Consider the following 20,280-nt stretch of genomic DNA (forward strand, 5'->3'; position numbering starts at 1 on the left):
AAGGAAGCAAGCCAGCATGATTCGCGACCAGTTCCTGCTCGACATTGCACCTGAGCTCATCATCGACAACTTCGCCGGCGGCGGTGGTGCCAGCTGCGGCATTGAGTTGGCCCTCGGCCGCCACGTCGACATCGCGGTCAACCACGACCCTGAGGCCGTGGCGATGCACGCCATGAACCACCCCCAAACCGAGCACCACTGCGAAAGCGTGTGGGATGTGGACCCGCTCGACCTGGTGAAGGGGCGGCCGGTCGGCCTCGCCTGGTTCAGCCCGGACTGCAAGCATTTCAGCAAGGCCAAAGGCGGCAAGCCGCGCGACAAGAAGATCCGGGGCCTCGCCTGGGTGGCAATGCGCTGGGCGGCGCTGGTACGGCCGCGCGTCATCATCCTAGAGAACGTGGAAGAGTTCCAGACGTGGGGCCCGGTGCTGGCCGACGGGAACCCGTGCCCGAAGCGCAAGGGCGACACCTTCCGCTCTTTCGTGCGCCAGCTGCATGAGAAGGGCTACGCCGTCGAATGGCGCGAACTGCGCGCCTGCGACTATGGCGCGCCGACAATCAGGAAACGCCTGTTCTTGATCGCCCGTTGCGATGGCAAACCCATCGTCTGGCCGGAGCCGACGCACGGTGCACCGGACAGCGCCGCGGTGAAGGCGAGGCAGCGCAAGCCGTGGCGCACGGCCGCCGAGTGCATCGACTGGTCGATCCCTTGCCCGTCGATCTTCGAGCGCGCCCGCCCGCTGGCTGAGGCCACGGAGCGCCGGATCGCGCGCGGCCTGCGCCGGTATGTCATCGGTGCCGCCGATCCGTATGTTGTGAAGCTGCCTGCCAGCGCCGCGGCGCCGATCTTGACCGAGTGCGCCAACGCGTCCGGCCAGCGCAGCTTCCGCGCCGACGAGCCGCTGCGCACGCAGTGCGCCGAGGTCAAGGGCGGGCACTTCGCGCTGGCGTCCGCGACTCTGGTGCAGACCGGCTATGGCGAACGTCCCGGCCAAGCGCCGCGCGCGCCGGGGCTGGACAAGCCGCTGGGCACGGCCGTCGCCGGCGGCGTTAAGCATGCGCTGGTTTCAGCCTTCCTCGCCAAGCACTACGGCGGCAACGAGACGCCCGGCGCAGACCTACGCGACCCGACCAGCACCATCACCGCCAAGGATCATCACGCTCTGGTGACGGCCCAGCTCGTGGGCTGCGGAGGCCGCGCCGGCCAGAGCAGGCCGCGCGACGCGGGCGAGCCGATGCAGACGATCACTGCCAAGGGTGACACCGCCATCGCCACGTCGCACTTGGTGAAGCTGCGCGGCGAGTGCACCGGCAGCTCGACCGACGCGCCGGCAACGACTGTGACCGCCGGTGGTACGCACATCGGCGAGGTTCGCGCCTTCCTGGTGAAGTACTACAGCGAGGGCGGCCAGGATCAGGACTGCCGCGACCCGATGCACACCATCCCGACCAAGGACCGACTCGGCCTGGTGACCGTGGCAGGCGAGCAGTACCAGATCGCCGACATCGGCATGCGCATGCTGGTCCCGCCTGAGCTGTACCGGGCCCAAGGCTTCCCCAGCACATACATCTTTGCCCCAACCATCGACCCAGCCGATCCGCTGCTGGCGTTCGTACGCGAAGCCCTGATGCGCATCGGGAAGATGAAGGCTTACCGCCTGCCGCAGCACGCTCAGGTCCGTATGTGTGGCAACAGTGTCAGCCCGCCGATGGCTGCCGCACTGGTTCGTGCCAACGTGCCTGAGATGGCCAGCTGGACGGCGAAGGAATCGAAGGCGATCAAGGAGGCAGCGTGAGCGAGAACAGCAAGATCGAGTGGACTGACCACACCTTCAACCCGTGGGAGGGGTGCCAGAAGGTCGGCCCCGGCTGCGACCACTGCTACGCGGAGACGCGCAATGCGCGCTTCGGTGGAGGCGTGGCCGTGAACTGGGGCCCGGGCGCGCCGCGCCGGCGCACCTCGCCGGCCAACTGGCGCAAGCCGCTGGCGTGGAACGCGAACCATGACGCCTTCTTCGGCGAGCACGGCCGGCGGCAGCGCGTCTTCTGCGCCAGCCTGGCTGACGTGTTCGACAACGCCGTCGATCCGGCGTGGCGTGCCGACCTATTCCATCTCATCGAGCAAACGCCGAATCTGGACTGGCTGCTGCTGACCAAGCGGATCGGGAATGCCGATCGCATGATCAGGGAGGCGCGCATTTCCCTAGTCGGCTCGACTCGGCTGGTTGTGCCGGAGGTGCTTCCAAATGTCTGGCTGGGCGCGACGATCGTCAATCAGGCTGAGGCCGACCGCGACATCCCGAAGCTGCTGGCTGTGCCGGCACACGTTCGGTTCCTATCGATGGAGCCGCTGCTGGGGCCGGTAGACCTGGGCGTGATCGACATCGATGGGCATTCGGAAATCTACCCACTCAAGGGCACCGCCGGCTGCGAGGACGTCGAAGGCAATGCAGCCCCTGATTTGCCTGCAATCGACTGGGTGATTGTCGGCGGCGAAAGCGGACCCGGCGCGCGGCCTATGAGCCCAGACTGGGCGCGTTCCCTGCGCGACCAGTGCCGGCGGGCCGGCGTGCCGTTTTTGCTCAAGCAGTGGGGCGAGTTTGTCCCCTACGAGCACGATGCCCAGCCGCCCTTCCTGACTTCGCAGCATGGCGACTTCTTCGATGGACATGGACTGCCGGACTTCGAAAGCGGCGAGAGCTGCGGTGACTGGCACCGAGACGAAACCTGCAGGCTGCTCGCGCGTCGCGTTGGCAAGAAGGCCGCCGGCCGCCTGCTCGACGGCGTGCAGCACGACGGATTCCCGGGAGAAGCAGCATGAAACTCTTCACCGTAGAAGTGAGCGTGACCGCCGTTGTGATCGCGGACAGCGAAAAGGAAGCGCGTTCGGTGGCCAGCTATGAGCTTCGTGACATCGTCAGCGACGCCGAGCCGGAAATCGATGTGCTCGGCGAAATCAAGGGCCTGAACCGCTTGCCGTCCAAATGGGATCCGATGTGCTTGCCGTACGGCGGCGACGGCGAGACGCGCCTGAAAGACCTGCTGCCCGAGACCGAGCCGGTGCGCGACACCCGCACCATCGATATGTTCGAGCAGGTAGCTACGGCTGGGGAGGCAGCTTGAGAGCTTCACCTACTCATTCCAAAGGCCTACTTGATCGCGGCCAGTTGGGCCGAGATTCGTTTCTTGATGTCTTCGCAACCATCGCACATTTCACGGAGCCCAGTGAAAAAGGCATCGTGCTGAGCTGCATCCATGCTGCTGTAGAGACGAATAGCAGCTTCGACGTTCTCTCGGAATTGGCGCACGGTGCCGCTCAACATGAGGACCAACCTGACGAGTTCGGGTGTATTCAGCTCATGAAGCGGGATAGCCGTGACAGCTTTCTCAATCTCACCCAGCCCATGCTGATCGAAGTGCTTATCGCCAACGCCAATCAGGTAGAGGGCTTCCCTGTCCTTGATCTCGCTGGCCGCGTGCCCAAGCCTTTGCTGAGCTGCTGTGGCAATTTCCAAGACTGCGCCGGCCAATGTCTTCCGAGCATGCAGGCGATCCGACCGCTGAAGTCGCGTTCCTGTGCGGCCCGCCCACCAGATAGCAGCAACCGACGCGACGGCTTGCGCCCATCCCGCGAGGGCTTGGTGGGACTCAATCCACTGAAGGATGCATGCCATGCGTGAACTCCCGATCTTGTTTTCTGGCGCGATGGTACGCGCCATCCTCGACGGCCGGAAGACCCAGACGCGGCGCGTGGTGAAGCCGAAGCGCGGCTGGCCAATCGACTTCGTCGGTGGCGGCCCTGTGGGCGGCCCGGACTGGAACGACCCTGCCTGTTGGGGATTCGAGGACTTGAACACCGCTATCTGGTGGCTCCTCAAGTCCGATGGCGATGGATCAGAGCAGATCCCATGCCCCCACGGACAGCCGGGCGACCGCCTGTGGGTCCGCGAGACGTTTTTCGCCTTCGGACGCTGGGAAACGCGATTCAGCGAGAAGAAGGGCCGCGACGAATGGCATTTCGTCGACATGACGCTGAATATGGATCGGATCTACCAGTACGCCGACCCGACGCCCGACAACGCGCGCCATCGCTCCAGCGTCACGCCGGCATGGTGGAAACGGCCAGCGATCCATATGCCCCGCGCAGCATCGCGGATTCTGTTGGATGTCGGTGGTGTGCGCGGCGAGCGGCTGAACGACTGTAGCGACGCCGATGCGATCGCCGAGGGCTGCGCCGGCGGCCACGGTTCGATCCCAGCCTACCCATACAGCGCCACGCCGCACGAGCACTACCGCTGGCTATGGGACAGCATCAACGGCGCCGGCGCATGGGATGCCAACCCGTGGGTCTGGGTGGTCGAATTCAAGCGGGTGGAAGCATGACGCGCCCCGCCCTCGCCCGCACTGCCGCCATCCTCGGCGGCAACGCAGACTTCCGACGCTTCCTGGCCGATTGCTACCCGGAGGCCTGGGCGCAGTTCGGCGCGCTGCGCGACACCGAGCGCGCTGCCGCCGTGGTCCGAGCCGTGTGCGGCATCGATTCACGCAGCGAGCTGGACCGCAACCCCTACGCCGCTCAACGCTTCCACACCAAGCTCGGCTTCCCCTTCAATGACTGGCGGCCGCGGCAGCCAGATCCGGAGCGCTCATGATCGAATCCATCATCAAACCCAAGCGCCCGACCGGCCCAGGCTGGATTCGCGAGACGGGAGCGGAAATCGAAGCTATCATGCGCGCCGCTGCGATGGGCTTCGCCTGCGAGGCTTGGCTGCACCCTGAATCTGGCATTGCGACGTTCAGTGCAGTCGAGGTGGCGCACGACCCCGGTCAGCCTGACCTCGGCCCCGAATACCACCTGAGCATCAGCAAGAACGATGGCCGCGGCGGGACGCGACGCACGACCAGCGCCGAGGCGCTCTGGTGCCTGGCGCAATTCGACCTGATCGACGCCAAGGAAGACAACCACGTGCCTCACGGCCTGGTGCGCAACTTCTGGCGGGCGGTGGCCGATAACCTGTCTGGCTATGAATGCCCCTGCGCCGACGGCGAGCCGGCCATTCGGGAGGACAAGGGCGATTATGTCTGGCGCGGGGTGACGAAATGAACGGCCTCGGCGTCGGCACCTATCTCACGATGGCCGAGCTCGCAGAGTTGGTCGGCTGCCAGCCGACCAGCCACAGCTGCATGAAGCGCTGGCTCAAGAAGCACGGCTGGCCCTTCGCAGTGAATATAGCCGGGGTGCCTCAGGTGAGCCGCGCATACTACGCGGCCCGCATGACCGGGGCCGCCAACCAGAGCGCCAACGATGGCGCCGAAGACGAACCAAACTTTGAAGCACTGCTCGCATGATTTCCCGCCGCAAGACTCCTGATGGCCTGCCGTTTCGCTTGTACCGGCGTGAGGGGAAATTCAAGGTCAGCTATGGGTACAAGTTGCCGAACGGAACGTGGGCATTCCGCCTGACCGCTCAGCGCAACAACCCCGATGCTGTTGCCGAGATCGACCAGGAAGCGCGCCGGCGCGCCGATGAACTGAACGGCAACTTCGTGCTGGCGGGAACCACCGAAGCCCTGATCAACGAGTACTTCAAATGGCAAACCCGTCTGCCCGCTGACAGCGAAATGCGAAAGGCGGACATCACGCTGACCGAAAATCGCGTTGAGGCCAAAAACCTGATCAAGGTGTTCGGCAAGGTCAAGCCTGCGTCGATCAAGCCCCACCACATCTACCGGTATCTGGATCGGCGAGCCGAGCTCGGTGCTCCGGCCAAGGCCAACAAAGAGATCGCCCTGCTGTCTGCTGTGCTCGAGTACGGGCGCCGCTTGGGTGAGCTGCAGATCAACCCCTGCCGCGGCATCAAGTACAACCCGACTCGGCCACGGCAAAAGTATGTCCAGCCTCATGAGATCGCTCTCGCGCTAGAGATTGGCCGGGCCCGCGGCGGCAGCTACCTGGTACTCGCGCTCTGCGTGCACGTGGCCTACCTGACTGTCAGCCGACCGGAAGAGATGCGCACCCTCGTTAGGCAGTCCTCGACCGAAGAGGGTCTCGTGGTTCCCGTTGGCAAGCGAAAGGGCGGCCAGATCCAGCGCACGAAGCTCGTTCGCTGGTCGCCTGCCCTGCGGAGCGCCGTGAACGAGGCTCTGGCCCTGCAGCGAACGGCGAGCGTCTATGTGTTCGGCAATACGTCGGGACAGGTGTACAGCCGCAGCGGCTGGAACACGATCTGGAAACGGCTGATGGGCTACTGCCAGGCAGCTGCCACTGAGCGCGAAATTGAGTTCAGCCCGTTCACTCTGGCCGACATGCGCCCCAGCGCCGTGACTGACCGGATGGAGGAAGGCGACGACCGCATCACGGACGCCACCGGCCACGCCGACGGCAAGATGGTGGCCAAGGTTTATGACAGGCGCAGGGTCCGGAAGGTGCGGCCAACCGCTTAGGCTTTAGCGCCAGGCGCTAGTTGACGGCCTCGTTTCACGCGAGCCGGCAGTTCGAAAAGTAGCTCTGCCAGCGCCTCAGCAAACCGGAGGATCCGCGCTGCCTCTTCCTCCGTTGCGTCAGGGGCGTCCTCGTCCGCGTGACGTTCATCGTTTGCTTCTAGCCGTACCTCGTGCGCCCATGCTTTCATGTCCTCAGTGATGACATGGTCTTCAGCAGCCTTGTTGATGCGTACATAAAGGCTGCCTTCCTTGTAGTCACGCGCCTTCAGCATGTGATCGATTGCACGCGCCGAGCCAACGATGCTCAGTGAGGGCGTGCCCAAAGCCAATCTAGCCTCCCGCAACGCATTCCGGGCCTTGGCCGGGATGTCCTCAGAGTAGGTCGTCGCAGCCGGCCATGCCTGCAACCCCGAATTCGCAGGATTGGAGCGCACCATCACCCCAGCGCGGCAGCGCGCGCACTGAAAGACCCGCCAGTATTCCTTTGGGACCCCGCCTCCCGCCGTGGCTCCGATGAATGGATTTCCCACCAGGACCAAGTTGGGGGCAGAAATTCCGCAGTGTGGGCACCTTTCGGTTTCCAGATTGTTCCCAGAAAACTTCATCTCCCCCTCCCTCGACCGACCGCTCGCTATGCGGTTGAAATGAAAAAGCCCACCTCAACGGGTGGGCTTTTCAAGAATCAAGTTCCAAAATTTGGAAGATCATCTTCCAAAAATCTTCCTAAGTCAGTGACCCTTAACCTTGGAACCTAATAAATACTTGGGGTGGCTGATGGGACTCGAACCCACGACGACAGGAATCACAATCCTGGACTCTACCAACTGAGCTACAGCCACCGTAGAGGTCATCAGCGAAGCGCTGATCGACGAAAAACAAGATTATACAAACAGTTTTGCGAGATGGCTAGTATCCCGCACAATTTTTTTTGAGAGGGGTCACGCCCGGGGTGGGACCCACTTTGCCTCGAGCAGCACGGCTTCCTTGATTGCGGCGATGGTGTCGACTTCGGTGTCGAACTGACCGAGCAGACGGCGCGACTTGCCGTTCAATACCGCTTCCTGGAGCGCCTTGCCGGCTGCGTCAGACGTGCCGTGCTGCCAGCAGTAGCGTGCCGTCCATTTGCCATCCTGCAGCCGCTCGGCAACCCATACCACTCGGAAGTCCTCGAAGACTTCGCCGAACGGCTCTTCCTTTTCCACTTCCGATTTTTCCACGCTTGCCGCCTTCCCGGACCGTCCGTGCTGTCGCGCAGCCGCCAGCGGGTAGTTCACTGGCGCCCCGACCTCGGCATCGGTCCGCGTACCTGAATTCGCTTCGCCTGTGGCGATGCGAAAGATCGTATCACGCTCATCAACCTGGCAGGCGGGCCGCTCAGCGAGTCGACGCGCGGCACCCTTGCGGCATATCAGCAATCGCGGGACTAGTGCGCGGCCCCCTCCTCGGCAGGGTTCTTGGCGGACATGCTCGAAGCGATACTTTCGCCTGAGGGACATTGACCCCCCTCGACTTCCCGTCAGGCGGCCCGCTCCCCAGCGGGCTGCCTGCCTCTTTTCCCTCCTCGCTCCTTCCGCGCCGGCAATGCGTCGAGTCGGAACCTCGGGGCGGCGCCACGGCCCAACCATCGTTAGTACAAGAAGGAATGGGAATGCGAAAGCTGTTCTGGCGGATGTCGGGAATCGTGGCGATGATGGCACTGGCGGCCGCGCTGGGCGGTTGCGCCGGCGGCGGCGTGGCGGACGGGCGGGAATCCGGCATTACGACATACGGCACGCTGGATGTCGGCGTGAGCCATACGCGCTAGCGCGAGCGGGTGATCGATGGAACTCTAGTGCGCAGTTGCCGTCAAACCCCGGCGTCTGGCGCAGGAATACTGAGCGCAAAAAAAAGAGTCCGCAGCGCGGACTCTTAACTTTAGCGATCTCAAATGCCCTGAAGGCAGTCGCAATGTACCTGTCATCCGGGAACTGCGCCATTCGGGTAAACGAAGAGCGCGAAGCGCGTCGGCGAACGGCGCCAAACAAAGCCGACAAAAAAAAGCCCGCCGAAGCGGGCTGAATAATCAGTTGAAGAAAGCCCTGTATTCGAGGGCAGGCACAGTGTATGAAAGTGCCCTGCCTCGGCGAATTAGGGGAATCCCTTTGCGGACGCCAGTTTCCGGGCGAGGGGCATCTCAGGTGCCGCGCGCGCTACCCTCTGGCAAGCATGCACAATTTCGCGATTCGGATTTAGAGCAAAGGCTCGGCATCCCCACGGAGCAGGGGCTGCCGACATCATGCATTACGCCGCCAGGGGCTCGGAGGCCGGCGAACGCAAATGCTCCCGGGCCTCTTGGAACAGTGCATCCACATCCGCGCGCGTGCGTGCCGCATTCATCCGCTTTGCATCCGACAGCACGCGGCGCCAGCCCCGCCCGCCGGCAATGCCGCGGTGCAGGCCGAGCATATGCCGCGTGACGGCACCCATATAACCGCCCCGCTCCACCAGGTCGCCGATATAGCGCTGCATCGACAGCTCGACATCCAGGCGTGAAGGCAACGGCGAACTGGTGTCACCGTAGAAACGTGCATCCATTTCTGCCAGCACATACGGCTGGTGATAGGCCTCGCGGCCAATCATCACGCCGTCGACGTGCTGCAGGTGGCCTGCCATTTCGTCATAGCTGCCAATGCCGCCGTTGATCAGGATTTCCAGCTCAGGAAACTCCTGTTTCAGCTGGTACGCAACTTCATAGCGCAGCGGCGGGATTTCGCGGTTCTCTTTTGGGCTCAGGCCTTTCAGGATGGCATTGCGCGCGTGGACGATAAAGGTGCCGCAGCCAGCATCGGCCACGGTGCCGACAAAATCCCGAACAAAATCATAATGCTCGATTTTGTCGATGCCGATGCGATGTTTGACGGTCACCGGGATACTGACCGCATCACGCATCGCCTTCACGCAGTCGGCCACCAGTTGCGGCTCGGACATCAGGCAGGCACCGAATGCACCGCGCTGCACACGTTCGGACGGGCAGCCACAGTTCAGGTTGACCTCGGCGTAGCCCCACTGCTGGCCAAGCTTTGCCGCCATGGCGAGGTCCGCCGGCTCGCTGCCGCCCAGTTGCAGCGCGACTGGATGTTCGGCTGCGTCAAAATCCAGATGCCGCGGCACGTCGCCATGCAGCAACGCGCCAGTCGTCACCATCTCGGTATACAGCCATGTGTGGCGGCTGAGTTGGCGATGGAACATGCGGCAATGACGGTCCGTCCAGTCCATCATCGGGGCCACCGAGATCCGGCGACGGCCCGCCGCGGGAACTTTACCTTGAAGATCGGTCATTTCAGATCGGATCGGCTGCGCCGATCCTTACCACTAGAGCACAACACGCCTTGGGCATGCGCGAGCCGGTTATCCGGCACAAGATAGGGTCCGGCGGCGAAGCGCGCGGTTGCGCCGCCAGCCGGAAGCTGGCCGAGTTTACCACCCCCGCATCAATTTGAAGCTGGAGCGCTCGGGGCGCCACCCTGATGTGGAGAATTCTTAACGTCCTGCGATATCGTGCGGCGGACATTTGCTCAACCCATCTTCAGCCTTCCTGTCGACACCGACAAAAAATGCACTGAGACCGTCACACGAACCAAAACGTCTTCTATGCTAAAAGTGCGAGGTCTACCGTACATGCCATGCCTCGCCCCGGTGAGCCGATCCGGACTACGGAGCTTCGTAGTTTTTGCTGTTTGTCGCGTGACCCTGTGCGGGCGCCATTTTCGGACCCAGCATGCAGTACTCGATTGCGATGTCATCCGAACTACGCATAGCACGTTGTTAGTCGGCAATGCGGGCGTCGCAATGCTGGACAGCAGTTGCCGCAGTCGCCAATCAACATCGCACTACGGACCTGACGCCAACATGAAGACCGAACTGCCCAAACGCTATGTCGCCTGGCTTGTCGCCATCTACGTGGCCTGCGGCCTCATCTATATGATCTGGCGGATCGGCACCATGAACGCGGCGGTGCCGTGGTTGTCCATCCCGCTCTACGCCGCGGAGCTGTATGGCTACCTGAGCGGGCTGCTGTTCGTCCTGATGACCTACCGGCTCAGCGTGCGCGAAGCGCAGCCGCCCGATCCCGGGCTGAAGGTCGACGTGTACGTGCCGACCTATAACGAATCCGTTGACCTGTTGCGCCGCACGCTGCTGGCGGCCAAGCGGATGGACTACCCGCACGAAACCTGGCTGCTCGACGACGGCCGCCGCGATTGCATGCGCAGGCTGGCCGAAGAGCTTGGCTGCCGCTACCTGGCGCGCGACAACAACGCCCACGCCAAGGCCGGAAACCTCAACAATGCCCTGCAGTTCAGCAGCGGCGATTTCATCGCCATCTTCGATGCCGACCACGCGCCGCGCAAGGATTTCCTGGTCAAGACGCTCGGTTTCTTTCGCGATGCCGGCGTCGCCTTCGTGCAGACGCCGCAAGATTTCTTCAATATCGATTCCTTCAACCACCGGCTGGGAAAGAAGCGTGTCTGGGACGAGCAGGCGCTGTTCTTCAAGGTCATCCAGCGCGGCAAGGATGCGTTGAATGCCGCCTTCTTCTGCGGCAGTTGTGCCGTGATCCGGCGCTCGGCGATACAGGAAATCGGTGGCTTCGCCACCGAAACGGTGACCGAGGACGTGCATACCGCGATCAAGCTGCACAAGCGCGACTACCGTTCCGTCTATTTTGCCGAGTCACTGGCCTTCGGCCTGGCCCCGCACAGCATCGATACCTACCTGAAGCAACGCATGCGCTGGGGGATGGGCGCGATGCAGGTATTCCGGCGCGAGAACGTCTTGTTTGCGCGCGGCCTGACGCTGGGCCAGCGGCTGAACTATTTCGCCTCGGCGCTGTTTTTCTTCGAGGGTTGGCAGAAGCTGGTCTTCTTCCTCACGCCTCCCGCGGTCTTCCTGTCCGGCCAGATGCCGATCGTCGCGCCGCTCGACCTGTTTCTGATGTTGTTCTGCCTGTACTACCTGCTGTCGATGCTGGTGCACCTGGAGCTGGGCCGGGGTTATAACTCGCTGTTCCTCAGCGAGCAGTACGCGATGGCGCGGCTCTTTGCCTTTATGTCAACCAGTGTCGGCCTGTTCCGGCGCAACATCCCGTTCGCGGTAACCGACAAGCAGTTGTCCGATACCGGCAAGATGTGGCTGTGGCTGTCGCCGCTACTGTTCCTCGCTGCCGTGACCGCGGCCAGCGTGCCTGTCGGGGTGTACCGCATGTACACCGGCAGCATCCCGTTCGGCGCCGGCGTCGTGACCTTTATCTGGACCTTCGTCACGCTGCTGACCGCGGTGATCGTGGCCGTGTTCGCGCACCGCCATGCCAGCAACCGGCGCACGGAATACCGGTTCCCGTTGCGGGTGCCGGTCACGCTGACCCTGGACGGCGATACCCGCCTTGGCCTGACCTCAGACCTTTCCCCCAACGGCGCGCTGTATATCGGTGAAGGTGTCCCAGGCCTTTCGCGCGGCGGCATGGTGGATATCGCCATCCACCTGCCCAACCTGATTGTGCGCGACGTCGCGCAGGCGACGTTCGTCAAGGCCCCGGCCGCCAATACCGGTGCCCAGACACAGATAGGCCTGCAATTCCAGTGGGACAAGGCCGGCAATACCGGCGCGCTTGAGACATTCCTGTATGGCAGCCGGCTGCAGCTCGACATGGGCAACCTGACCGAGACCGAGACGCCGCCGTTGACGCGCCTGGCCGAGCTGCTGCGCCGCGAAGGCGGTGGGCCGTCGCTGGCGCAGAGCTGGGCCGCCGGCCTGCTGATGCAGCCGTTGCGCTCCGGCATGCTGCCCGTCGCCATTGCCACCATCGAGGGCACTGCGCCGCTGCTGTTCAGCAGCATCGAACTCGACCTGAATCCCGGCACCTTGCTGCGCCAGCCGATGGCCGGCCAGCAGACAGAGCGGGCCGTCAACCTGACCCCCACCGGCAAGCTGACCACGCCCACCGGCGACTTCCATCTCTATCAAATCGCGCCGCACATGGCCGCGGCCTGACAAGGAACTCCTTCTATGACGCGGTACACGCGCAAGCAGCTCACGGGCCATGCCAGCCTGACCCGCATCGCAATCATCGCCATGCTGGCAAGCCTGGCCACCTCCGTGTGGATGCCGGCGCATGCAGGCACGCTGTTTGGCGGGGCCAGCTTCGCCGGCGGCGGTGAGCGCAGCGAGTATGCCGGCGTGACCGGCAGCGCCTTGCCGGTGCCCTACCTGACGCAGAAATTCGTGGTCAGCGACTACCACTACAGCTACGGTTCGAACGGCACCCGCGTCACGGTCAACGGGCAGGCGGCCGAAGCCGCGCTGGGGCTGCAGAAGGGCTGGGAAACCGGATGGGCAGAAATCACGGCTGGCGCCCGCTACCGCTACAACCGCGTCTCGCCCGAAGGCGCCGACAACCGCAGCGACGGCGGCGAATGGGGCCTGGCGCTGACCGTGCTCGGGCAGCAGGAGTTCGCGCAGCGCTGGCTGGCCAACGGGCTGGCCACGTACAACTTCGGGCCGAAGGCCTATTGGGCGCGCGGACGCGTCCTGTACAAGGTGTTCGGCAAGGCGTGGGCCGGCCTGGAGCTGATCAAGCACGGCGACCCGTACTACCACTCCACCCAGGGCGGCGTGGTGGTGACCGGGATCCCGGTCACCCGAACCGTGAGCCTGGGCTTTTTTGGCGGCGTGAAGAAGACTGCCGGCGACCCGCGGGCGTTCTACGGCGGCCTTGAACTCAGCAAGTCATTCTAACCGCCCTGCACCGCCGGGACAGCAGTCCCGCGCGGCAGCGCTCGTCAGCGCGGCGCAGTCCGTTCGATCCAACTGGCGAACGCCGTCAGGTATTTTCCGAGGAAGTCCCTGGTCGATTCGTTGGCGATGCCGCCCTGCTCGTCCAAGAGCTTGTCAACGCCGGCGATATAGGCCTCGGGCTGCTGCAGGATCGGGACATTGAGAAACACCATCGACTGGCGCAGATGATGGTTGGCGCCAAACCCGCCGACCGCACCGGGCGAGGCGCTGATGATGCCGCCGGGCTTGCCGTCCCAGACGCTGCTGCCATAGGGCCGCGAGCCCACGTCGATGGCGTTCTTCAGCGGTGCGGGCACCGAGCGGTTGTATTCCGGCGTCACGAACAGCACCGCATCGGCACGGCGCACGCGGTCGCGGAACGCGGTCCAGGCCTGGGGCGGCTTGTCGTCCAGGTCCTGGTTGTAGAGCTGCAGTTCGCCGATCTCGACAATCTCCAGCTTGAGCTGCGCCGGCGCCAGCGCGATCAGCGCCTTGGCCAGCTTGCGGCTATACGATTCCTTGCGCAAGCTTCCCACCAGTACAACGACATCACGAGGATTACTCATCACGGCTCCTTTGTCTGTGTGGACGGAATGGCACGGCCGACGCAGCACCCATGGGTGGCATGGTTGTCTGCGCCGGCCCAGGTACCACTCTACCCCACCCGGAACCGGCCTGCTGTCAGACGGCTGGCTGAAGACCTGTCAGGCTGCCTTGCCCAGCGCCGCCAGCGGATGATCATCCGCGCGCCAGGGGCTGTCGAAGAGCGACAGCATTTTTTCGCGGCTCACATCATCGAGGCGCGCATGCTGCCAGCGCGGCTTGTGGTCCTTGTCGATGGCGAGCGCGCGAATGCCTTCCACGCCGTCGCCCTTGCGGAACACGTAATGCATCATGTCGAGCTCCATGCGCAACTCGTCCTCCAGCGACATGCTGCGCGCGCGGCGGATCTGCTCGAGCGTCACGCACAGCATCAACGGCGAGCGGCTGCGCAGCATGGCGGCGGTCTGCGCGGCCCAGTCGCCCGGCGCGTCGCTGACGGCGGCCAGGATCTCCTGCATAGTGTTGCCGGCGAACAAGGCGTCGATCTGTGCCGACAGGTCTGCCAGCGTGCTTTGCGCCGGCACGCAGTCTGCGCGGTGCGGCGCCGTGAAGCCCTCGATATGCGCCAGCACCGCATCGCCGCTGGCGAACTGCTGCGCGCGCAGCGAATCGACCAGCTCCGCGAGCCGATTGCCCGGCAGGTAGGCGTCGGCCAGCCCGGCGTAAAGCGCATCCGCTGCGCCGATCACGGTGCCGGTCAGCCCCAGGTATTCGCCGATGCGGCCCGGCGTGCGCGCAAGGAACCAGCCCCCGCCCACGTCGGGGAACAGGCCGATATTGGTTTCCGGCATCGCCATCTTCGTGCGCTCGGTGACAAGGCGCACCCGCGCGCCTTGCGAGATGCCCATGCCGCCGCCCATCACCACGCCGTCCATCAGCGCGATATAAAGCTTGGCGTAGCGGTGGACCAGGAAGTTGAGCGCGTACTCTTCCACGAAGAACTGGTCGAGCAGCGGATCGCCCTCGTGCGCAGCCTTGTGGAAATAGCGGATATCGCCGCCTGCACAGAACGCCTTGCCGCCGGCACCGGCCACCACTACCGCCACCACCTCGGGCGCCGCGGCCCAGTCCTGCAGCGCCTGCGTGATGGCGCGGATCATGTCGAGCGACAGGGCATTGAACGCCTGGGGGCGGTTCAGCGTCAGGTACCCGATGCCACCGCGGACCTCTGTCGTGACGAAATCAGTCATGTCTTACTCCTCCAATGCAACTGGGAATTTTACGCCAGTCACACCGGCAGGCACACCCACGTGGGCAGCTTGCGGCGCATACGCAGGGCTGTGCGCATGCGCCCGCCCTCCCGCGTCAGGCCAGCATGAACGTCGCCACTAGCGAAGTCAGGCGCTGAGGTCTTCGAGCGAAGCGGCCGCGGCAGCGGCCTGCTCCACCAGCGCCGCGTTCTGCTGCGTCATGCTATCCATCTGCGACACCGCCACATTGACCTGCTCGATGCCGTTGGACTGCTCGTCCGAGGCCCGCGCTGATATCGCCGATGATCGCGCTGACGCGGCGCACCGCGTCGACGATGTCCTGCATCGCGCCGCCCGCGTCATCCACCAGCCCGGTGCCCTCACGCACATTGGCCACCGAAGCGCCGATCAGCGTGCGGATTTCCTTAGACGCGCTGGCGCAGCGCTGCGCCAAGTCGCGTACGTCGCCCGCCACCACCGCGAAGCCGCGACCGTGCTCGCCGGCACGCGCGGCTTCCACGGCGGCGTTCAGCGCAAGGATGTTGGTCTGGAAGGCGATCTTCTCGATCACGTCGATGATGTGGACGATCTTGCCGGCGCTGGCGTCGATCGACTGCATGGTGTTCACCACGCGCGATACGGCGCGCGGTCGCATCGGTGGCCAGCGCACGCGCTTCGCGTGCGCTGTCGGCGTTCTGGCGCACGGTGCCGGTCAGCTCTTCCATGCTGGACGCGGTCTCCTCCAGCGACGCGGCCTGCTGCTCGGTGCGCTGCGACAGGTCCGCGTTGCCGCTGGCGATCTGCTTGCTTGCCGAGGCGATCGAATCGGCGCCGCCACGCACTTCGCCCACCATCGCCACCAGGCTCTGCTGCATGCGGCCCAGCATGCCAAGCATGCGCGCGGCCTCGTTGCGCGCCGACTCGTCGGCCTGCGCTTCGCCGCCGGACACCGCCGCGGCGCTTAGGTCGCCACCGGCGATCTTCTCGAAGCGCGCGATCGCAATATCCAGCGGCTGCACCACCGAACGGCGCAGGCGCCATGCCGCCACGGTGCTGAACGCCAGCCCCAGCAACAGCACGCACACCGACAGCGTGAACAGGCTGCGGTAGCGCTGCTGCGACGCTTCGTAGACCTGCTTCGCGCTGGCCACCTGCAGCTGGCTCAGCGCCGAATTGACGGCAGTGAAGGCGATATCGAGCTTCGGGATGGTTTCGAGCACGGCCTTCATCATGGTCTCGCGGTCGCCCGCATGCAGCGCGGCAATCGTCGGCGCCACGCCCTGGCGGAAAAGCGCGTCGCGCTTGGCGGTGACGTCCTCCACCACCTTCGCTTCCTCAGCCGAGCGCGGCAACGCGAGATAGGCCTTCCATGCCCTGTCGGAATCGCGCGCAAAGCCTTCGGCGGTCGCGGCGCGGGACCTGGCATCGGCGGGGTCGGTGGCCAACGCCGCCTGATCGAGCAGCACGCGCACCAGCAGCTGGTTCGAGCGCGCCTCGGCGAGGTTGACCGCGGCCGACAGTTGCTGCTCGTAGATCTGGTGCGTGGCGTCGTTGCTGCGCGACATGCCGAGCCCCGACCGCGCCGACAATCAGCAGCAACAAGTTGGTGACGATAGTGAGGAACCACAATCTGGCTCCGATGGTAGTGTTCCTGAACATTGAGGCTCCGGAGGGATAAAGGAATCGGGGCATGCGGCGCGCCGCCGCCCTCGCTCAACTACGGCGCCCCCGGCGCGTCCTTTACCCGCTTTGACCGCCCTCGCATGCGCGACAGAATTGCGTACCAGTACATCAATCGGCAATGTGGCGAATGCGGCGCGACAGCCCTGCGCGCAGCCCGTTTGGAGTGACCCCTCGTGGCAATTCCGGCCGGAATGTGCACACTGGCGGCATGAACCCTGAATCGATCGACCCCGGCCTCGTGCTGCTGGCGTTTGCGCCAGTCTTCCTGCTGACCATCGGTGCCGAAGCCCGGTACTGGGCGCGCCGCGACCCGACCGTGTACAGCCTGCGCGACACCATCTCCAACGCGGCGCTGGCGCTGATGCACCAGGCCTCGGATGCGTTCTTCCTCTGGCTGATGATCCGCACTGTCTACACCTGGTGCTACCAGCATGGCTTGCGCGAGATGCCGGAAACGCTGTGGTCATTTGCGTTGCTGCTGTTGCTGCAGGACTTCCTCTACTACTGGTTCCACCGCGCCAGCCATCGTGTGCGCTGGCTGTGGGCCTCGCACGTGACCCACCATTCGTCGGAAGGCATGAATTTCTCGACGGCGTTCCGGCAGAGCCTGACGTATCCGCTGTCGGGCATGTGGCTATTCTGGATCCCGCTGGCGTGGATCGGATTTACGCCGGGCTGGGTGATCCTGGCGGTGGGCCTGAACCTGGCGTTCCAGTTCTTCGTGCATACGCGGCTGGGGCGGCGCTGGCCGCTGGTGGAGACGATCCTCAACACGCCCTCGGCCCATCGCGTGCATCACGCGAAGAACACGCAATACATCGACCGCAACTATGCCGGCGTGCTGACCATCTGGGACCGCCTGTTCGGCACCTTCGTGCCGGAACACGACGCGCCGGTGTACGGCATCACGCGCCAGGTTCGCACCCACAACCCGCTGGTGCTGACCTTTCATGAATGGCGCGACATGTTCGCCGATGCCTGGCGCGACCGCGATCTGCGCTACCTGTGGAAGCCGCCCGAATGGCGCAGCCCGCGTGCGCCGGCGGCGCCGCAGGCCATACCGGGAGCGCAATGAACATCCCAGGAACACGCGTACAGAGGCCACCTCGCAGCCCCGCGGATATGTGTCCAAGAATAAAATTAAACCATTAATTTCTGAACTGAAAATACGAAATTGACCAGCCGGTCGTGCCGGCTTTTACTTCCCTCCGGCGGCCCTGCGGATGCATCGCACTTCTACGGATCGTAGCCATCATCGGCAAGGGCAAACGAAGCGTCGGGTGCGGAGGTTGCGGCAATGGCGAGCGCATGGTCAAGATTCACCGTAAGGACGGGCTCGCTCACGGTCCTGATGATGGCGCAGCTGCAGCCCTGCGCCGCACACGCGCAAAAGACCATCGCTGGTGATGGCACAACACAGGTCAACCTGCAGCAGCCCGCTTCTTTCAGCACATACACCGTCACCGGCGACCCGGCCTCCACGTTCGTCAATTTTGTGGGGACCGCATCGGTTCCCCTGATCGACGCGGTCACAGACGGCGGCTCAGCCAATGCCTATACGTTGAACAACCTTGGCACGATCCACACCACTGGTGCCATGGCAGCCGGGGTCTCATTGAGCTCCGCCGCCACAGGCAGCACGGTGATCAATAACGGCCTCATCGTCGGGGACAGCAACGGCGATGGCATTCGGATCCAGGGGCCTGGCGCTGCGGTCTGGAACCAGGGGAACATCCAGGGCGGCACCAACGGCGTGCTGCTGGGGCTCGGCGGTACGGTGACAAACCTGTCTCACGCCGCGATCGGGGCCAGCGCTGGCCACGGCGTCAACATCGTGAACCAGAGCGGTAGCGTAGCCAATGCCGGTACGATTTCCGGCAGCCTGATCGGTGTACTGCTGGATACCGGCGGCAACGTTGTCAACGGCTCAACGGATGGTGGCACCACGATCACGCCAGGCGCGCGGATCAGCGGTGGCACCTACGGGCTGTGGATTGGCGCCAGCGGCGGCACCGTGATCAACCATGCCAGCAGTACGATCGAGGGCAACGGCCATGCCGGGATACGATTGTCGGCACCTCCGGGAGGGTAGACATCCGGCGCTGGCATCTATCAGCTGACAGGCATGCTTGCCAATGGCGGGCTGGTGGACCTGGCCTCGGCCACGGGCGGCGCCGGCCAGACGCTGACCACGCGTAACTACGCCGGCAGCGGCGGCACGCTGAGCCTGAAGACGGTGCTGGCTGCCGACGGCGCCGCATCGGACCGCCTCGTCATCGACGGCGGCACGGCAACCGGAACCACCGGCGTGCGCATCACCAATGCCGGCGGCCAGGGCGCACTGACCGCGGCCAGCGGCATCCTGGTGATCGATACCGCTAACGGCGGCACCACGGCGCCCACTGCGTTCGCGCTGGACGGCCGTGCGGTGGCCGGCGCTTACGAGTACCGCCTGTTCCGTGGCGGCACTGACGGCAGCAATCCGCAGGCCTCGTACCTGCGCACGGCAAAACCGCCGCAGCCGACTCCGCCCTCGCCCCCGAATCCTCCCGCTCCGCCCGCACCGATGTACCGCCCCGAAATCGCCGCCTACCTCGCCAACCAACGGCTGGTCGGTCAGATGTTCGTGCACAGCCTGCACGACCGCCTGGGCGAGCCGCAGTATGTTGAGGGCCAGCGCTTCCGCCCCGCTCCGGACAAGGCCCGCGCAGGCTGGCTGCGCGCAGCCGGCGAATGGGAAGGCAGCAAGAGCCGCGACGACAATTTCAAGGTCAGCACCGACACCTTCCTGCTGCAGGGCGGCGCGGAACTGGCGCGCTGGAACCTGGCCAGCGACACCGACCGCCTGCACTTGGGTGCGATGGGCAGCTACGGCAACGCCGGCAGCCATGCCGAAGCCGATGGCAACCCGGCCCGCGCGAAAGGTAGCGTGCAGGGCTGGAGCGTGGGCGCCTATGGCACCTGGTTCAGAACGACGCGAACCGGCTCGGCGCCTATGTCGATACCTGGCTGCAATACGGCTGGTTCGACAACAAGGTCGAGAGCGAGCAACTGCCCACGGTCACGTACAACGCCAACGGCTGGGCCATCTCCGGAGAGGCGGGCTACGCCATCCCCGTGCGCGGCGGCTGGGTGGTCGAGCCGCAGGCTCAGCTTATCTACTTGGACTACCGCGCCGACGACATTACCGAAGCAACGGCACGCGCATCACCGGCGCCGACTCCAGCGGCATGATCACACGCGTGGGAGCGCGCGCGCATCGCACCTTCGTGCGCGACGATGGCCGCAAGGTACAGCCGTACGCGACGCTGAACTGGTGGCACACCAGCACCGACAGCAATATCTCGTTCAACCAGTTGCCGCTGGGCAGCCTGTACCCGCCCAACCGCTACGAACTCAAGCTCGGCATCAATGCCGACTTCGGCAAGCGCTGGACCGGCTGGGCCAATGTGGGCGGCGCATGGGGCGCGCAGCGCTATTACCAGTACGCGGTGCGTGCAGGGATGAAGTACGCATGGTGATTCCTGCGCCCGATGGCGGCGAAAAAAAACC

At 64.5% G+C, this 20,280-nt stretch carries 19 protein-coding genes, 1 tRNA gene and 2 pseudogenes; 14 read left to right on the forward strand and 8 right to left on the reverse strand.

The features are described 5' to 3' along the window. Window positions 1–16 precede the first annotated feature (16 nt). From K307_RS38900 to K307_RS38910, 3 genes are read left to right on the forward strand one after another with little or no spacing between them, the layout of a single operon-like run. Window positions 17–1,795 (forward strand): DNA cytosine methyltransferase, encoded by a 1,779-nt coding sequence (locus tag K307_RS38900; RefSeq protein WP_042886387.1) that lies wholly within the window; start codon window positions 17–19, stop codon window positions 1,793–1,795. Continuing rightward, on the forward strand, window positions 1,792–2,820 hold the full coding sequence (locus K307_RS38905) for a phage Gp37/Gp68 family protein (protein ID WP_042886388.1): 1,029 nt from the start codon (window positions 1,792–1,794) through the stop codon (window positions 2,818–2,820). The genes K307_RS38900 and K307_RS38905 overlap by 4 nt, the downstream gene beginning before the upstream one ends. Next, window positions 2,817–3,122 carry a hypothetical protein gene (locus tag K307_RS38910; protein ID WP_042886389.1) on the forward strand — a complete coding sequence of 102 codons (306 nt, stop codon included), beginning with the start codon at window positions 2,817–2,819 and terminating at the stop codon, window positions 3,120–3,122. Before K307_RS38905 ends, K307_RS38910 begins: the two co-directional genes overlap by 4 nt. Window positions 3,123–3,148: 26 nt before the next feature. On the opposite strand, the gene K307_RS38915 is transcribed toward K307_RS38910, so the two are convergent. Next, the gene (locus K307_RS38915) at window positions 3,149–3,673 is read right to left on the reverse strand and encodes a hypothetical protein (RefSeq protein ID WP_051975391.1); all 525 of its coding nucleotides are present in this window, start codon (window positions 3,671–3,673) and stop codon (window positions 3,149–3,151) included. Here K307_RS38915 and K307_RS38920 point away from each other — a divergent pair. Genes K307_RS38920 through K307_RS38940 form a run of 5 tightly spaced genes read left to right on the forward strand, consistent with a single transcriptional unit; the run spans window position 3,672 to window position 6,442 of the window. Then, a complete protein-coding gene (locus K307_RS38920; protein WP_042886390.1) occupies window positions 3,672–4,382 on the forward strand; it encodes a hypothetical protein in 711 nt (236 codons plus the stop codon). The genes K307_RS38915 and K307_RS38920 overlap by 2 nt on opposite strands. Further along, on the forward strand, window positions 4,379–4,651 hold the full coding sequence (locus K307_RS38925) for a hypothetical protein (RefSeq protein ID WP_042886391.1): 273 nt from the start codon (window positions 4,379–4,381) through the stop codon (window positions 4,649–4,651). Before K307_RS38920 ends, K307_RS38925 begins: the two co-directional genes overlap by 4 nt. Beyond that, window positions 4,648–5,103, forward strand: coding sequence for a hypothetical protein (locus K307_RS38930; protein WP_042886392.1), 456 nt, complete (start codon window positions 4,648–4,650; stop codon window positions 5,101–5,103). Before K307_RS38925 ends, K307_RS38930 begins: the two co-directional genes overlap by 4 nt. Beyond that, window positions 5,100–5,348, forward strand: coding sequence for a DUF4224 domain-containing protein (locus tag K307_RS38935; protein ID WP_042886393.1), 249 nt, complete (start codon window positions 5,100–5,102; stop codon window positions 5,346–5,348). The genes K307_RS38930 and K307_RS38935 overlap by 4 nt, the downstream gene beginning before the upstream one ends. Continuing rightward, the gene (locus K307_RS38940) at window positions 5,345–6,442 is read left to right on the forward strand and encodes a hypothetical protein (RefSeq protein WP_042886394.1); all 1,098 of its coding nucleotides are present in this window, start codon (window positions 5,345–5,347) and stop codon (window positions 6,440–6,442) included. Before K307_RS38935 ends, K307_RS38940 begins: the two co-directional genes overlap by 4 nt. On the opposite strand, the gene K307_RS38945 is transcribed toward K307_RS38940, so the two are convergent. The 3 genes from K307_RS38945 to K307_RS38955 all read right to left on the reverse strand — a co-directional run bounded on the left by K307_RS38945 (window position 6,439) and on the right by K307_RS38955 (window position 7,644). Beyond that, window positions 6,439–6,879 (reverse strand): DUF4145 domain-containing protein, encoded by a 441-nt coding sequence (locus tag K307_RS38945; RefSeq protein ID WP_051975392.1) that lies wholly within the window; start codon window positions 6,877–6,879, stop codon window positions 6,439–6,441. The two genes, K307_RS38940 and K307_RS38945, sit on opposite strands and share 4 nt — an antisense overlap. A gap of 326 nt (window positions 6,880–7,205) precedes the next feature. Beyond that, a tRNA-His gene (locus tag K307_RS38950) sits at window positions 7,206–7,281 on the reverse strand. Between the two features lie 99 nt (window positions 7,282–7,380). After that, entirely contained in the window at window positions 7,381–7,644 is a 264-nt protein-coding gene (locus K307_RS38955) for a hypothetical protein (protein ID WP_042888017.1), read from the reverse strand. Between the two features lie 446 nt (window positions 7,645–8,090). On the opposite strand from K307_RS38955, the gene K307_RS48700 reads away from it, so the two are divergent. Continuing rightward, window positions 8,091–8,246 carry a hypothetical protein gene (locus K307_RS48700; RefSeq protein ID WP_196251651.1) on the forward strand — a complete coding sequence of 52 codons (156 nt, stop codon included), beginning with the start codon at window positions 8,091–8,093 and terminating at the stop codon, window positions 8,244–8,246. Between the two features lie 476 nt (window positions 8,247–8,722). On the opposite strand, the gene dusA is transcribed toward K307_RS48700, so the two are convergent. Beyond that, entirely contained in the window at window positions 8,723–9,760 is a 1,038-nt protein-coding gene (gene dusA, locus K307_RS38960; protein ID WP_051975393.1) for a tRNA dihydrouridine(20/20a) synthase DusA, read from the reverse strand. A 570-nt stretch (window positions 9,761–10,330) separates the two neighbouring features. Between dusA and K307_RS38965 the strand changes: the two genes are divergently transcribed. After that, window positions 10,331–12,469 carry a glycosyltransferase gene (locus K307_RS38965; protein ID WP_042886396.1) on the forward strand — a complete coding sequence of 713 codons (2,139 nt, stop codon included), beginning with the start codon at window positions 10,331–10,333 and terminating at the stop codon, window positions 12,467–12,469. An 81-nt stretch (window positions 12,470–12,550) separates the two neighbouring features. Further along, entirely contained in the window at window positions 12,551–13,213 is a 663-nt protein-coding gene (gene bcsS / locus K307_RS38970; protein WP_230626394.1) for a cellulose biosynthesis protein BcsS, read from the forward strand. Between the two features lie 44 nt (window positions 13,214–13,257). On the opposite strand, the gene K307_RS38975 is transcribed toward bcsS, so the two are convergent. The 3 genes and pseudogenes from K307_RS38975 to K307_RS50745 all read right to left on the reverse strand — a co-directional run bounded on the left by K307_RS38975 (window position 13,258) and on the right by K307_RS50745 (window position 16,704). Further along, window positions 13,258–13,818, reverse strand: a complete 561-nt coding sequence (locus tag K307_RS38975; RefSeq protein WP_042886398.1) for an NADPH-dependent FMN reductase — start codon at window positions 13,816–13,818, stop codon at window positions 13,258–13,260. A gap of 138 nt (window positions 13,819–13,956) precedes the next feature. Beyond that, window positions 13,957–15,045: an enoyl-CoA hydratase/isomerase family protein gene (locus K307_RS38980; RefSeq protein WP_042886399.1), complete on the reverse strand. Its 1,089-nt coding sequence runs from the start codon at window positions 15,043–15,045 to the stop codon at window positions 13,957–13,959. A gap of 115 nt (window positions 15,046–15,160) precedes the next feature. After that, window positions 15,161–16,704 (reverse strand): annotated as a pseudogene (locus K307_RS50745) (methyl-accepting chemotaxis protein). A gap of 232 nt (window positions 16,705–16,936) precedes the next feature. Between K307_RS50745 and K307_RS38990 the strand changes: the two are divergent. From K307_RS38990 to K307_RS50150, 3 genes and pseudogenes are all read left to right on the forward strand, one after another. Further along, entirely contained in the window at window positions 16,937–17,803 is an 867-nt protein-coding gene (locus K307_RS38990; protein WP_042886400.1) for a sterol desaturase family protein, read from the forward strand. Window positions 17,804–18,025: 222 nt separating this feature from the next. After that, entirely contained in the window at window positions 18,026–18,820 is a 795-nt protein-coding gene (locus K307_RS38995; protein WP_155301365.1) for a hypothetical protein, read from the forward strand. A 33-nt stretch (window positions 18,821–18,853) separates the two neighbouring features. Next, window positions 18,854–20,249: pseudogene (locus tag K307_RS50150) on the forward strand (autotransporter outer membrane beta-barrel domain-containing protein). Window positions 20,250–20,280: the final 31 nt, after the last annotated feature.

The organism is Cupriavidus necator A5-1, from assembly GCF_000744095.1.
GTDB lineage: Bacteria > Pseudomonadota > Gammaproteobacteria > Burkholderiales > Burkholderiaceae > Cupriavidus > Cupriavidus necator_A.